This window comes from Marinobacter vinifirmus (assembly GCF_002258215.1).
In the GTDB taxonomy this organism is placed as follows: domain Bacteria; phylum Pseudomonadota; class Gammaproteobacteria; order Pseudomonadales; family Oleiphilaceae; genus Marinobacter; species Marinobacter vinifirmus.
Window position 1 is genome coordinate 279,042 of record NZ_NEFY01000003.1, and the last position, 13,042, is coordinate 292,083.

Sequence of the window (13,042 nt, forward strand, 5' to 3'; positions counted from 1 at the left end):
ACAATGACGGAGCCGACCGGCTACTACGAAGACAACACCACCCTGGCCCAGTACCTGGAGTTCCACTTTGGCGAAAGCTGGCATGGCGAGGCGAACTTTCCGAAAGAGCTGGCGGATGCCGCCATGGAGGCGCTGGATGGCCGGCAAACCTGCCGGGCCCTGGATATTGGTTGCGCAGTAGGCCGGACCACACTGGAGCTGGCCCGGCATTTTGACCATGTAGACGGCGTGGATTTTTCCCAGACCTTTATCAACAAGTGCCGGGAAGTCATACGCGACGGCGCTGCCCGCTACGCCAGGCCCGAAGAAGGGGAGCTGGTGAGCTATCAGGAGCGCTCGCTGGAAGCCCTCGGGCTGTCAGACGCGGCACGCAGGGTGGCGTTTCACCAGGGTGACGCCTGTGAGTTGGGTGACGATTACCGGGATTACGACCTGGTGCTGGCGGGCAACCTGATTGACCGGTTGTACAAGCCGTCCCTGTTCCTTGAAACCATCCACGAACGCATCAACGACCTGGGTCTGCTGGTGATTGCCTCGCCCTACACCTGGCTGGAGGAGTACACACCGAAGCAGGAATGGGTGGGCGGTTTCCTGAAAGATGGCGAACCCTACAGCACCCTCGATGGCCTGAAAGATAGGCTGTCGCCCCGTTTCCGGCTGCTGACAGAGCCCCGCAGCCTGCCGTTTGTGATCCGGGAGACCCGTAACAAGTTCCAGCACAGCTTCTCGGAGCTGACCGTCTGGGAAAAGTTGCCGGCTTAACCGATATTGTCACGAAAGGGTCACTTGGGGCGGTTATTCTGACCACTCATCAGGACAATGCATTGTGTTGGTGCATCGTGTGATTACTTCAGCCGGGGTTCTTCCCCGGTTTTTTTATGTCTGGCCAAAACAGGGCACGTCAGCTCTTCGGCAGGTACTGGCGCTCCGGCCGGCCAACTGAACCGTAGGCTACTTCGGCGCTGAGTTCGCCAGTGCCCACCAGGTATTCCAGGTAACGGCGTGCCGTGGTTCGGGACGCGCCCATCTCGGCGCCCATGTCTTCTGCATTCCAGCGGCTGCGTTGTGGCAGAAGATCACGAACCTTGTCCAGGGTCAGGCCGTCTATGCCTTTGGGTAGTCGTTGGCGGCCGGTGTTTGCGGGCGCGGAGGTGGCTCTGGGCAGCAGGGCATCGACTTCGCTCTGGCCCAGTTGCTCAAGGGCAGACAGCTTGTCGAGGTGGCTCCGGTAGCGTTCGATGGCCTCGTGCAGGCGTTCGAACACCAGGGGTTTGAGGATGTAATCGAACACTCCACCGCGTAAAGCATCGCGCAGAGTGTCCACTTCCTTGGCGGCGGTGATCAGGATAACGTCACTGCGACTGTTGGCCGCCCGGAGTTCCCGCAGCAGGTCCAGCCCATTGCCATCGGGAAAGTAGACATCAAGCAGAATCAGGTCCGGCTCCAGGATGTCAGCCTGATCCCGGGCATCGGCCAGGGTGTGGGCGATGCCGCAGAGTTCCACCATCTCCATCCGCTCGATAAAACGGCGCTGGATCTCTGCAATCTTGCGGTCGTCTTCAACGATCAGAAGCCTGACAGGCATCACAGGCTTTCTCCTTCTTCCTGATACTTTGGCAAATACAGTGTAAACCGGCTACCGCCGGCGGGCAGGTTTTCAATGGTGACCGAGCCATCCCAGCGATTCAGGAACTGCTGTACCAGGTACAGCCCGATGCCATGGTCTTCGCCCTTGCCGCTGACGCCGCGCTCGAAAATGGTTTGCTGGACAGCATCGGGTACGCCGGGGCCCTGATCCTCGATCTCGAAGATCAGTTCATCGCCAAGGTCTGTCATCGACAGGCGTACCCGGCCATTCTCGCCGGTATGCTGGCGGGTGGCTTCAAGGGCATTGTCGATCAGGTTGCCGAGCACGCTGACCAGCTGTTCCCGGGGCAGGTTGTCCGGAATATCCTCCATGGCGCTGTCCGGATCTATGTCCAGGTTCAGCCCCATTTCCCTCGCCCGGTTGTACTTGCCCAGCAGGCAGCCGGCAATGACCGGGTCGGGTACGGCTTCCAGCAGCAGTTTCAGCAGGGACTGGTGGTCGCTGACTTCGCTTCCGATCAGCGTGAGGGCTTCGTCGGTTGCTCCTATCTGGATCAGGCCGGCAATGGTGTGCAGCTTGTTGGAGTATTCGTGGGTCTGGCTGCGCAGGGTGTCAGCGTACTGCTGGATACGGGTAAGCTGCTGGCTGACCTGGTGCAGTTCGTCACTGGGCCGGAAGCTGGTTACCACGCCGATCACTTCGTTGTTCTGGCGCACCGGCAGGCGGTTCACCACCATTTTCCGGCCCCGTAGCCAGACTTCCCGGTCAAAGTCCGGTTTCCGGGTTGCCAGTACAGACAGCAGGGTACTTTCCGGCAGAATTTCAAGGATGGGGCGGCCGGCCAGTTCCGTCTCTTCGGGTAAACCCAGATTGGCACAGGCGGCCCGGTTAGCCATGGTGATTACACCGTCCCGATTGACGGCAATGATGCCTTCGCGCACGGATTGCAGGGTGGCTTCCTGTTCACGGAACCGGCGGGCAATTTCTTCCGGCTCAAGCCCGAAAATGGCTTTCTTGAACCGGTTGGAGATAAAGATCGCGGAGATCACTGTTGCCAGGATCATCAGCCCGATCACCCCATAAAACACCAGGTTGTAACGCTGGATGGTGGTGTCGACCTGCTCAAGGCTGTAACCCACCGAGACAATGCCGATAATGCTGCCGGTTTCCGGATCGATCACCGGCGCCTTGGCCCGCATGGATTCGCCAAGGCTGCCCGTGGCGCGGGCCACGTAGGATTCGCCGTCTTCCAGGGCGCGCCGGCCATAATCTCCGTCGTCATCGGCCATCGAGCGGCCGAGTCGAGTGGGGTCCGGGTGAGCCAGGCGTAACGCCTGCTTGTCGCCGATCACAACAAACAGTGCCTGGTTGGTGGCGGTCAGACGCGAGGCGGTCCGGTTCAGGGCAGGAATGTCCCGGCGGTTGATGCCGGCGATGACCGAGGGGGCAGCGGCAACGGTTCTCGCTACCATCAGCGCACGTTGCTCGGTCTCCTCATACAGGGACTGGCTAAGGTAATAGCCGGCGATGCCGCCCACCAGCAGGGTCTGGATGATGCCAGCCAGCCCCAGAGTGAGGATCATCCTGGTTTTCAGTCGGGTTTTGCGCATGCTGGGTCTGAATCGGGTTCTTTTCGTTATGGTATCCAGAGTAATGCATCAGGGCCGGATACACCCGTGCCCTTTATGAACAAAATGGTTTTTTTACTTTTTAAAGGCTTTACGCACACAAACTTCAAGACCGCCCTGCTCAACTTTTAACCTGCCTCAAGCTGCTCCCGGTTGCCACCTGTGCCGATACCTGTCTGCTCAAGTGCCTCGGGAGCCTGCACAAAAACAAACTCACGAGGCAACAACCATGTTGATCAAACGAACTCTGTCTTTTGTAGCCGCTGCGGCTGTCTCTTTCTCGGCCATGGCCTGGCAACCCTCCGGCAAAGTCGAATGCCTGGCGCCCGCCGACCCGGGCGGTGGCTGGGATTTCACCTGTCGCAGTGTAGGTAATGTGATGCAGGAACTCGACCTGGTCAGTGGCAGTGTGCAGACCGTGAACATGGCCGGTGCCGGCGGAGGTGTTGCCTATGCCCACACGGTCAGTAAGCGGGCGGAAGACAGCAAGCTGCTGGTAGCCGCATCCACCGCAACGACAACCCGGCTGGCACAGAAACAGTTTCCGGGTATGACTGCTGACATGGTGACCTGGATAGGCGCCCTGGGTGCTGATTACGGCATCATCGCTGTGGGTAAGGATTCCCGCTACCAGAACCTGAACGAGCTGCTGGCGGCGGTTAAGGAGAATCCGAAGTCGGTGAAGTTTGCCGGCGGCAGTGCCCGGGGTGGCTGGGATCACCTGAAGGTTTTGATTGCCGCCAAGGCCGCTGGTGCGGAGAAGCTGCCTTCTGTGCCCTATCTGTCATACAACAATGGCGGTGAAGCCATGAGCCAGGTTGTGGGTGGGCAGGTAGATGCCTTCACGGGTGACTTGTCTGAAGCCACCGGGTTTATGAAGTCCGGCGACTTGCGGGTGCTGGCAGTCCTGGCCGAAGAACGTCTGCCCGGTGAGTTTGCTGATCTCCCGACCGCAAAAGAGCAGGGCATTGATGCAGTGGGTCCGAACTGGCGTGGTTTTTATATGCCCAAAGGCGCCGAGGAAGGTGCCAGGGAATACTGGGTAGAGGCGCTGAACACCCTGTATGCCAGTGATCAGTGGAAGAAGGTGATGAAGAGCAACGGCCTGATTCCTTTCCACCCGCCGGCGGGTGAGTTTGAAGCCTTTGTCCAGGGCCAGGTAAAGGATATCGCAACCCTCTCACGTGAAATCGGGTTGCTGAAATGACGGGCCTTGGTGATCGTATTCTCGGCCTGGGCCTGCTGGTACTTGCCGTTGCCTATGGCTGGGTTGCCCAGCAGTGGCCCGAGCCTTTCGGTGGCGCGGAAACGGTAGGCCCCGAAACTTTTCCGACCATTCTCTCGGTGGTGCTGGTCGTTGGCAGCCTGTACCTGATGGTAAAGCCGGACCCGGATGCCCAATGGCCGGTTGGCAAGTCGGCACTGGAACTGGTGGTGTCGCTGGTGGTGTTGGTGGCCTACGCATTGTTACTGGAACCCCTGGGCTTTGTCATCGCGACTACCATGGCGGTGGGCACACTGAGCTGGCGGATGGGGGCAAATCCGAAGCCGGCGTTTATGACCGGTCTGTTGAGCGCCATCGTGGTGTTTGTTCTGTTTAACTACGGCCTGTCTCTGAGCTTGCCGGCCGGCTTGCTGGAGGTGCAGTGATGGAAACGATCGGTTATCTGATGGAGGGGTTTGCGGTTGCGCTGACCCTCAATAACCTGATGTATGCGCTGTTCGGCGCTTTTGTCGGCACCCTGATTGGTTGCTTGCCCGGACTGGGACCGGCAAACGGTGTTGCAATCCTGATTCCCCTGGCGTTTACCCTGGGGCTGCCGCCGGAAACCGCGATGATCCTGCTCACCTCGGTGTACGCCGGGGCGATGTATGGCGGGCGGATTTCCTCCATCCTGCTGAACATTCCGGGTGATGAGCCTGCCATGATGACTTGCCTGGACGGCTATCCCATGGCCCGGAACGGGCGTGCTGCAGACGCATTGGCTATCTCGGCGGTGGCGTCTTTCGCCGGTGGCCTGATCGGTACCATTGGTTTGATCATGCTGGCACCGGTGCTGGCCCGTTTTGCGCTGAGTTTCGGCCCGGCTGAATACTTCGCCCTGTTCCTGCTGGCGTTTGCCACCCTGGGCGGCATTACCGGCAAGAACCCGATGAAAACGGTGATCGCTGCTGCGCTCGGTATCATGATCTCTACCGTCGGTATCGATATCTCGACCGGCACCCAGCGTTACACCTTCGGTGTGCTGGAGCTGTATGAAGGTATTGATTTTATCCTGGCGATTGTCGGCTTATTTGCGATTTCGGAGTTGTTGTTCTTCGTAGAGCATCGCATGGGCAGTGGGCGCGACAAGATGTCTGTGGGTAAGCTGAGCCTGAGCTTCAAGGAAATCGTCAGTACTATTCCTACCCAGATCCGGGGTGGTGTACTGGGCTTTATCTCCGGTGTTCTGCCTGGTGCCGGTGCGTCTCTGGGGAGCTTTATCAGCTATACCCTGGAAAAGCAGGTGATCGGCAAGAAGGGCAAGTTTGGCGAGGGCGATATCCGGGGTGTGGTTGCTCCGGAGGCGGGTAACAACGGGGCGTCTTCCGGCGCGCTGGTGCCCATGCTGACCCTGGGTGTGCCGGGTAGTGGAACCACTGCGGTGCTGCTGGCCATGCTGATCTCCCTCAACATTACGCCGGGGCCGCTGATGTTCACCCAGAATGCCGACATTGTCTGGGGCGTGATTGCGGCACTGCTGATTGGCAACCTGCTGTTGCTGGTGCTGAACATTCCGCTGGTAGGCTTCTTTGTGAAGCTGCTGTCGGTACCGCCCATGTACCTGTTGCCGATCGTGACCATGGTGGCTTTTGTCGGTATCTACTCGATCAGCCACAGTGCGTTTGACCTGTACTTCATGGTGGCCTTCGGTGTAGCCGGTTACTTCCTGCGCAAGCTGGAAATACCGCTGGTGCCGATCATCCTGGGCCTGTTGCTGGGGCCGGAGATGGAGAAGAACCTGGCCCACGCCATGGTGTTGTCAGACGGTGAGTGGAGCATTCTGTGGGGCAGCCCGCTGGCAATGGGGCTGTGGATTTTTGCCGGCCTTGGCCTGGCGCTGCCGTACCTGGTGGGCCCGATTCTGCGCCGCCGTATGCGTGCGGCGATCAAGGAAACGCCCGTCAGCGACTGAGTGGTTCCGCTTTCCTCCGATGTTGTCAGTCTTTGCACCGGGCTTGCCCCGGTGCTTTTTTCTTTCTGCTCACCCGGATTGTCGGGTGCTGCCCCGGCGCACGGCCCTCTCCCGCCGGCGTTCACTTTCTGAATGCGCCGAAATCGCTTGCTGCACAAAGCCGATGTGTTCCCCCGCAATGGCCCTGGCGTCTTCCGCCCGACCTTCCATAATCGCGGAGAACAGCGCCTGGTGTTGCTCAATCAGGCCCTGACGGGTGGCCGCGTCTTTTGAGTACATGCCACCGATGTTGGTCACGATGTCTTTTTTCAGGAGATTGAACAGGTTGCGCATGGTGTGCAGCAGCACTACGTTGTGGCTGGCTTCGGCGATAGCCATATGGAAGCCGGCATCTGCGGCACCTTCCCGCTCGATATTTTCCTCGCTGGGTGACCGGTAGCAATTGTCCAGTTCCTGCCATGCCCGGGTGAGCAGTTCCTTGTCTACCTCGGTGGCACGTTGGGCCGCGTAATAGGCGCAGTCTGCTTCGAGTGTGCGGCGAAACTCCAGTAAATCCCGATGGGCTTCAGGGCGATTCTCCAGTAGCAGGACCAGCGGGTCACTGAAGCTGGAGCCCAGACTTTCTGTTACGAAATTCCCGCCTCCCTGCCGACTGGTCAGCAGACCTTTGGCGGCCAGCCTTTGCACGGCTTCACGCAGGGAAGGTCGGGACACCCCGAACTGTTCTGCCAACACCCGCTCCGGCGGCAGCCGCTGGCCGGGCTTGAGAGCGCCTTCCAGAATCATGGTTTCCAGTTGTTCCACGATGGTGTCGGCCAGTCGCCTGGGTGCAATGTGGTTAATCGGCATGTTGGTTCCCGCATTTAAAATTGGTCTGACCAAAAATATTTAATGCTTGTTTGTACCTGTTTTTCGGGGGGTTCTACAAGTCCTTAAGACTAATGTCTTAACGGGTCGTTTTGACAGACAGAGGGTTGCTCAAATAATGTGCCCTACCTCTTTTTGTAAATTGGTAATACCAATTGATCAAAAGTATCAACTAACAAGAAAACGCTGGAGAACATCATGTCATCCGGATTACTCGCCCTGTTGGCATTTGCCCCCATCCTGCTGGCCGGGGTTCTGTTACTTGGATTGCGCTGGCCCGCCCGCAACGCGATGCCCGTTGTTTTCCTGGCTACGGCCGTCCTCGGCTATACAGCCTGGGACATGACCTTCAACCGGATTGTCGCCTCTACCCTGCAAGGGCTTGTTATCACCATCGGCGTGTTGTGGATTATTTTCGGCGCCATCCTGCTGCTGAACACCCTGAAGCACTCCGGTGCTATTGCTACCATCCGTTCAGGTTTCACTAATATCACGCCAGACCGCCGCATTCAGGCCATCATTATCGTCTGGTTGTTTGGCAGCTTTATCGAAGGGGCCTCAGGGTTTGGTACGCCGGCAGCTATTGTGGCGCCGTTGCTGGTAGCTGTCGGCTTTCCGGCCATGGCTGCGGTTATGCTCGGTATGATGGTACAGAGCACGCCGGTTTCGTTTGGCGCGGTGGGCACGCCTATCATTGTGGGGGTTACCACCGGCCTTGACCAGGCGACCATTTCCGGCCAGTTGTTGGCCAATGGTTCTGATTGGGACGCCTACCTGCAGCTGATCACTTCTGAAGTAGTAGTGACCCACGGTGTTGTGGGCGTGTTCATGCCCGTGTTGATGGCCGTTATGATGACTCGCTTCTTCGGTCGCAACAAAAGCTGGATGGAAGGTCTGGAAGTGTTGCCGTTTGCCCTGTTTGCCGGCGTCGCCTTCGTGGTGCCCTACGTTATCACCGGTATGCTGCTGGGGCCGGAGTTCCCGTCGTTGCTGGGCGGCCTGATCGGCCTGGCGATTGTCACGTTTGCGGCCAGGAAAGGCTTTCTGATTCCGAAGAAAACCTGGGACTTTGCCGGGCGTGAAGACTGGCCGGCCGAGTGGGTTGGCAAGCTGGAAATGAAACTGGAAGACATCGCCGCCCACCCCATGAGTGGCTTTCGTGCCTGGTTACCGTATGTTCTGATGGGTGCGATTCTGGTGATCAGCCGCACCGTGGAGTCGGTGAAAGACTTCTTCGTCAGCATTGGCGTATCCTTCTCGAACATTCTGGGTGAGGCCGGTGTCAGCGCCGGTGTGCAGCCACTGTATCTGCCTGGCGGCATTCTGGTGATGGTGGTGATAGCCACCTTCTTCATCCACCGAATGAGCACCCGGGCCATGGGTGAAGCCCTGAAAGAGTCGGGCGGGGTGTTGCTCAGCGCGGGTTTTGTACTGCTGTTCACCATTCCGATGGTGCGGATCATGATCAACTCCGGCGTCAACCTGGCCGACCTGCCAAGCATGCCGCTGGCCATGGCCACCTGGGTGGCGGATTCTGTGGGCGGCATCTATCCCTTCCTGGCGCCTATGGTCGGTGCGTTGGGTGCTTTCCTTGCCGGCTCCAATACCGTATCGAACATGATGTTCAGCCAGTTCCAGTTTGGTGTTGCCCAGGGCCTCGGGTTGTCTACGGCACTGATGGTGGCGGTGCAGGCTGTTGGTGCAGCCGCCGGCAACATGATTGCTATTCACAACGTTGTTGCGGCCTCTGCCACAGTGGGCTTGCTGGGCCGTGAAGGGCAGACGCTTCGGAAAACCATTCGCCCGACCATCTACTATCTTGTAATGACCGGTGTGGTTGCCTTGGTGGCAGCCTATGCTTTGGGCGTTACCGACCCTTTGATGAACTGATCTGAAACAACGGGCAGGGCTGCCACGCAGCCTGAAGAACCCGGAGGCAATAACTGATGACTGAGCTGTTCTACGACGCCGCCCCCAATGCCACCCGCGTGGCTCCTGAGCGACCCGCGCCACGAACGTATCCGGCCAAGCCGGCCGAGGTCACGCTGTTCGGCACCTGCGTGGTGGACCTTTTCTTTCCCGAGGCCGGCCTGGATGCCATCCGCCTGCTGGAGCGGGAAGGCATTCGCGTGCACTTTCCGCAGGAACAATCCTGCTGCGGCCAGCCGGCCTGGACTTCCGGCTACGTGAATGAGGCCCGGGAGGTGGCGCGTGCACAGCTCAACCTGCTGGACAACGGTATGCCGGTGGTGGTGCCCTCCGGCTCCTGTGCCGGTATGTTCCGGCAGCATTACCGGGAAGTGTTTGCGGAAGAGCCGGATACCCTCAAGCGTGTGGATAACCTGGCTGAACGCACCTTCGAGCTGACTGAGTTTCTGCTGCACGTATGCAAGGTGGACTGGCAGGATCTCGGCCAGCCGACGCAGATTGCCCTGCACACCTCCTGTTCCGCCCGTCGGGAAATGAACACCCACCTGCACGCCCGGGAGTTGCTGGGTAAGCTGGCGAACGTCAAGCGGCTGGACCATGACCACGAAAGCGAGTGCTGCGGGTTTGGCGGCACTTTCTCCGTGCGCATGCCGGAAGTGTCCGGGGCCATGGTGCTCGACAAAACCCGTTCGTTGCGGGAATCCGGTGCAGCGGAAATGGTAACCGCTGATGGCGGCTGCCTGCTCAACATCAACGGCTCCCTGGAAAAACAGAAACAGACGTTCCGGGGCCGGCATCTGGCCAGCTTTCTTTGGGAGCGGGTGAGTGGAGAGGTGAAATCATGAGCCAGCGTATACCGGTAAAAGAACTCACCGACAGCTTCCGTGGCCGCGCGGTGGGCGCCCTGGCCGACGATCAGCTGCGCACCAACTTCCGCATCGCCATGGATTCTCTGATGCAGAAGCGCGCCGATGCCTTCCCGGACGAGGAAGAACGCGAAGGCCTGCGGGAGCTGGGCAACCACATCAAGGCCCGGGCGCTGTCCCGGTTGCCGGACCTGCTTGAACAACTGGAAACCAGGCTGACCGCCAACGGTGTGAAGGTGCACTGGGCCGAGACCACCGAAGAGGCCAACCGGATTGTCCATTCCATCATCGAGGCGAAGCAAGGCTCTCAGGTGGTGAAGGGCAAGTCCATGGTCAGCGAAGAAATGGAGATGAACGACTACCTGGCCGACCGCAATATCGAGTGCCTGGAGTCCGACATGGGCGAGTACATCGTCCAACTGGATGGCGAAAAGCCGTCCCACATCATCATGCCTGCGATTCACAAGAACCGCTTTCAGGTCTCCAAACTGTTCCACGACAAACTGGGCGTGGATGAGACCGAGGATGTGAACGAGCTGATCCAGATTGGCCGGCGCACCCTGCGCCAGAAATTTCTGGAAGCGGATGTCGGGGTGTCTGGCGTCAACTTCGCCATTGCCGAAACCGGCACCTTGCTGCTGGTGGAAAACGAAGGCAATGGCCGCATGAGCACCACGGCGCCGCCGGTGCACATTGCGGTCACCGGTATCGAAAAGGTGGTGGAAAACCTGCGGGACGTGGTGCCCCTGTTGTCGTTGCTGACCCGCTCCGCATTGGGCCAGCCGATCACCACCTACGTGAACATGATTTCCGGCCCGCGCAAGGCGGATGAGCTGGATGGTCCGGAGGAAGTTCACCTGGTGCTGCTGGACAACGGCCGCAGTGGTGCCTTTGCCGACGCCCAGTTGCGCCAGACCCTGAACTGCATTCGCTGTGGCGCCTGTATGAACCACTGCCCGGTGTATGCCCGGGTGGGTGGCCACACCTATGGTGAAGTGTATCCGGGGCCGATCGGCAAGATTATTACGCCGCACATGGTGGGCCTGCACAAGGTGCCGGATCATCCCAGCGCGTCTTCGCTGTGTGGCGCCTGTGGCGAAGTGTGCCCGGTGAAGATTCCGATCCCGGAAATGCTGCAGCGGTTGCGCCAGGAAAACGTGAAAAGCCCCGCTGAACAGCCGAAAGTGAAAGACGGTGGCGCCAAATATTCCCGCAAGGAGCGGGCGATCTGGCGCTTCTGGGCCAGCCTGAATACGTCGCCGGTGTTTTACCGCCTGTTCCTGTGGGGCGCGACCCGTTTTGGCAAACTGGCACCGAAAAACGTCGGCCCCTGGACCGAGAACCACTCGGCGCCGGTGCCGGCTCGCCGGTCTTTGCATGACCTGGCCAAAGCCCATTTGAACCAGGGGGATCAGCGATGAGCGCCCGCAGTAACATTCTGAACAAGCTCCGCGCTGGCCTGGCCGGCACTACGCCCCGGCCGGATGATTTCAATGAAGGGCTGGTCACCCGGCCTTGGCAATACGCGCCGGAAGACCGGATTGCCCGTTTGCGTTCGCTGATGGAAGCGGTGCACACCGAAATTCACCAGCTGACCACCGAGGAATGGCCCGCCAGGGTTCAGGAATTGCTGGAAAGTCGCGGTCTTAAGAATGTGCTCTATGCCCCGGGTACCGAGCACGGCAAGCAGCTGGCGGAGCACTGGCAGCGTGCGGAGCCCAGACCGGAGCTGTTGGTCTATGACCGCCCCATTGAGGAATGGAAGGAGGAACTGTTCTGGCAGGTGGATGCCAGCGTCACCGGCACTGTGGGGGGCATTGCAGCTACTGGCTCACTGGTGCTCTGGCCGGACCGCCATGATCCGCGCCTGATGAGCCTGCTGCCGCCGCTGCACATTGCCCTGCTCAAGGCCAGTGAAGTGGAAGACAACCTGTATGGCATGATGCAAAAACAGAACTGGTCTGCGGGTTTGCCGACGAACCTGTTACTTGTGTCAGGCCCTTCCAAGACCGCGGATATCGAACAGGTGCTGGCTTACGGGGCCCATGGCCCGAAAGAGCTGGTGGTCCTCATCCTTGAGGACGCCTGAGGGAGGGGTTATTTAACCCCGAAGCCCCGCTTGTTCAGGAAATCCTTCATGTGCGGCCGGAGCTTGCTGGTAAACAGCGGCTTCAGCTGCTCGGACCAGTTGGTGTCCTTGTTGCCGCCGGTGCGCTCCAGGTAGTACTGGTGCATGGTGTCGTCAAAGCTGGCCACCAGGGCTTCGTCGTCAGAATCGTCGTAGGCGTCTTGTTTCAGGATGGCGGCCAGGGGCAGCCGAGGTTTCACTTCCGGATCCTGGTCCGGGTAGCCGAGGCACAGGCCAAATACCGGGTACACATGTTCCGGCAGGTTGAGCAGTTCGCTGACTTCCTGCGGGTTGTTGCGAATACCGCCGATATAGCAGATGCCCAGCCCTTCGGATTCAGCCGCTACCACCACATTCTGGGCGATCAGTGCGGCGTCAACGCTGGCTACCAGCAGCTGCTCGGTCATGCCCCGGACCACCTCGGCGCCGGCTTTCTCGGCGGATTCCGTAGCGCGCTTCATATCGGCACAGAACACCAGGAAGTCCGAACAGGTTTCGATATAGGCCTGGCCGCCGGCCAGTTCAGCCAGCTTCTTCCGCTTTTCCGGATTGACCACGTGAATAATGGTGTAGGCCTGCACGTGGTTGGAGGTGGCGGCACACTGGCCGGCGCGGATCAGTTCTTCAAACAGCTCCCGGGGAATCTGTTGATCCTTGAACTTGCGGATGGAACGGTGGGATTTCAGGAGTTCAATGGTCGGATTCATAGCCCCTCGTCTGAGTCAGGAAAAAAGAGACGATAGCTTGCTTAACAGAGCGGGCGCAACCGGACGAAGGTGGGTAGTTGCCGCAGCGGGCTGGCCACAGACACAAAAAAGGCGCGCCGGGTGGCGCGCCTTGGCAGGGGGAACGAATCCGGT

Annotated in this window: 12 protein-coding genes; 8 read left to right on the plus strand and 4 right to left on the minus strand. The window is 59.4% G+C overall.

The features are described from left to right. Window positions 1-3: 3 nt before the first annotated feature. The gene (locus B9Q17_RS05780; protein WP_094624471.1) at window positions 4-762 is read left to right on the plus strand and encodes a putative 4-mercaptohistidine N1-methyltransferase; all 759 of its coding nucleotides are present in this window, start codon (window positions 4-6) and stop codon (window positions 760-762) included. 139 nt (window positions 763-901) lie between these two features. Here the strand turns inward: B9Q17_RS05780 and B9Q17_RS05785 are convergent, their stop codons facing one another. Together B9Q17_RS05785 and B9Q17_RS05790 are read right to left on the minus strand one after the other, a co-directional pair. Beyond that, entirely contained in the window at window positions 902-1,588 is a 687-nt protein-coding gene (locus B9Q17_RS05785) for a response regulator (RefSeq protein ID WP_094624472.1), read from the minus strand. Continuing rightward, window positions 1,585-3,198 (minus strand): ATP-binding protein, encoded by a 1,614-nt coding sequence (locus B9Q17_RS05790; protein WP_244177321.1) that lies wholly within the window; start codon window positions 3,196-3,198, stop codon window positions 1,585-1,587. Before B9Q17_RS05790 ends, B9Q17_RS05785 begins: the two co-directional genes overlap by 4 nt. A gap of 247 nt (window positions 3,199-3,445) precedes the next feature. Here B9Q17_RS05790 and B9Q17_RS05795 point away from each other — a divergent pair, with 247 nt between their 5' ends. From B9Q17_RS05795 to B9Q17_RS05805, 3 genes are read left to right on the plus strand one after another with little or no spacing between them, the layout of a single operon-like run. Then, the gene (locus B9Q17_RS05795; protein WP_094624473.1) at window positions 3,446-4,423 is read left to right on the plus strand and encodes a Bug family tripartite tricarboxylate transporter substrate binding protein; all 978 of its coding nucleotides are present in this window, start codon (window positions 3,446-3,448) and stop codon (window positions 4,421-4,423) included. After that, window positions 4,420-4,866, plus strand: a complete 447-nt coding sequence (locus B9Q17_RS05800) for a tripartite tricarboxylate transporter TctB family protein (protein WP_022989594.1) — start codon at window positions 4,420-4,422, stop codon at window positions 4,864-4,866. The genes B9Q17_RS05795 and B9Q17_RS05800 overlap by 4 nt, the downstream gene beginning before the upstream one ends. Beyond that, window positions 4,866-6,392, plus strand: a complete 1,527-nt coding sequence (locus B9Q17_RS05805) for a tripartite tricarboxylate transporter permease (RefSeq protein WP_022989593.1) — start codon at window positions 4,866-4,868, stop codon at window positions 6,390-6,392. The genes B9Q17_RS05800 and B9Q17_RS05805 overlap by 1 nt, the downstream gene beginning before the upstream one ends. Before the next feature lie 69 nt (window positions 6,393-6,461). Here the strand turns inward: B9Q17_RS05805 and B9Q17_RS05810 are convergent, their stop codons facing one another. Continuing rightward, a complete protein-coding gene (locus B9Q17_RS05810) occupies window positions 6,462-7,241 on the minus strand; it encodes a GntR family transcriptional regulator (protein WP_094624474.1) in 780 nt (259 codons plus the stop codon). A gap of 216 nt (window positions 7,242-7,457) precedes the next feature. Here B9Q17_RS05810 and B9Q17_RS05815 point away from each other — a divergent pair, with 216 nt between their 5' ends. From B9Q17_RS05815 to B9Q17_RS05830, 4 genes are read left to right on the plus strand one after another with little or no spacing between them, the layout of a single operon-like run. Further along, window positions 7,458-9,149: an L-lactate permease gene (locus B9Q17_RS05815; protein ID WP_094624475.1), complete on the plus strand. Its 1,692-nt coding sequence runs from the start codon at window positions 7,458-7,460 to the stop codon at window positions 9,147-9,149. A gap of 56 nt (window positions 9,150-9,205) precedes the next feature. Continuing rightward, window positions 9,206-10,033 (plus strand): (Fe-S)-binding protein, encoded by an 828-nt coding sequence (locus B9Q17_RS05820; protein ID WP_094624476.1) that lies wholly within the window; start codon window positions 9,206-9,208, stop codon window positions 10,031-10,033. Beyond that, window positions 10,030-11,475 (plus strand): LutB/LldF family L-lactate oxidation iron-sulfur protein, encoded by a 1,446-nt coding sequence (locus tag B9Q17_RS05825; protein ID WP_094624477.1) that lies wholly within the window; start codon window positions 10,030-10,032, stop codon window positions 11,473-11,475. Before B9Q17_RS05820 ends, B9Q17_RS05825 begins: the two co-directional genes overlap by 4 nt. Further along, window positions 11,472-12,143: a LutC/YkgG family protein gene (locus B9Q17_RS05830; protein ID WP_094624478.1), complete on the plus strand. Its 672-nt coding sequence runs from the start codon at window positions 11,472-11,474 to the stop codon at window positions 12,141-12,143. Before B9Q17_RS05825 ends, B9Q17_RS05830 begins: the two co-directional genes overlap by 4 nt. A gap of 8 nt (window positions 12,144-12,151) precedes the next feature. On the opposite strand, the gene nfsA is transcribed toward B9Q17_RS05830, so the two are convergent. Continuing rightward, the gene (gene nfsA / locus B9Q17_RS05835; RefSeq protein WP_022989587.1) at window positions 12,152-12,889 is read right to left on the minus strand and encodes an oxygen-insensitive NADPH nitroreductase; all 738 of its coding nucleotides are present in this window, start codon (window positions 12,887-12,889) and stop codon (window positions 12,152-12,154) included. Window positions 12,890-13,042: the final 153 nt, after the last annotated feature.

Bases quoted from the DNA above. Each gene is read 5' to 3' on its own strand.
- B9Q17_RS05780 (WP_094624471.1), top strand. From the start codon at position 4: ATGACGGAGCCGACCGGCTACTACGAAGACAACACCACCCTGGCCCAG.
- B9Q17_RS05790 (WP_244177321.1), bottom strand. From the start codon at position 3,198: ATGCGCAAAACCCGACTGAAAACCAGGATGATCCTCACTCTGGGGCTG.
- B9Q17_RS05795 (WP_094624473.1), top strand. From the start codon at position 3,446: ATGTTGATCAAACGAACTCTGTCTTTTGTAGCCGCTGCGGCTGTCTCT.
- B9Q17_RS05800 (WP_022989594.1), top strand. From the start codon at position 4,420: ATGACGGGCCTTGGTGATCGTATTCTCGGCCTGGGCCTGCTGGTACTT.
- B9Q17_RS05805 (WP_022989593.1), top strand. From the start codon at position 4,866: ATGGAAACGATCGGTTATCTGATGGAGGGGTTTGCGGTTGCGCTGACC.
- B9Q17_RS05810 (WP_094624474.1), bottom strand. From the start codon at position 7,241: ATGCCGATTAACCACATTGCACCCAGGCGACTGGCCGACACCATCGTG.
- B9Q17_RS05815 (WP_094624475.1), top strand. From the start codon at position 7,458: ATGTCATCCGGATTACTCGCCCTGTTGGCATTTGCCCCCATCCTGCTG.
- B9Q17_RS05820 (WP_094624476.1), top strand. From the start codon at position 9,206: ATGACTGAGCTGTTCTACGACGCCGCCCCCAATGCCACCCGCGTGGCT.
- B9Q17_RS05825 (WP_094624477.1), top strand. From the start codon at position 10,030: ATGAGCCAGCGTATACCGGTAAAAGAACTCACCGACAGCTTCCGTGGC.
- B9Q17_RS05830 (WP_094624478.1), top strand. From the start codon at position 11,472: ATGAGCGCCCGCAGTAACATTCTGAACAAGCTCCGCGCTGGCCTGGCC.
- nfsA (WP_022989587.1), bottom strand. From the start codon at position 12,889: ATGAATCCGACCATTGAACTCCTGAAATCCCACCGTTCCATCCGCAAG.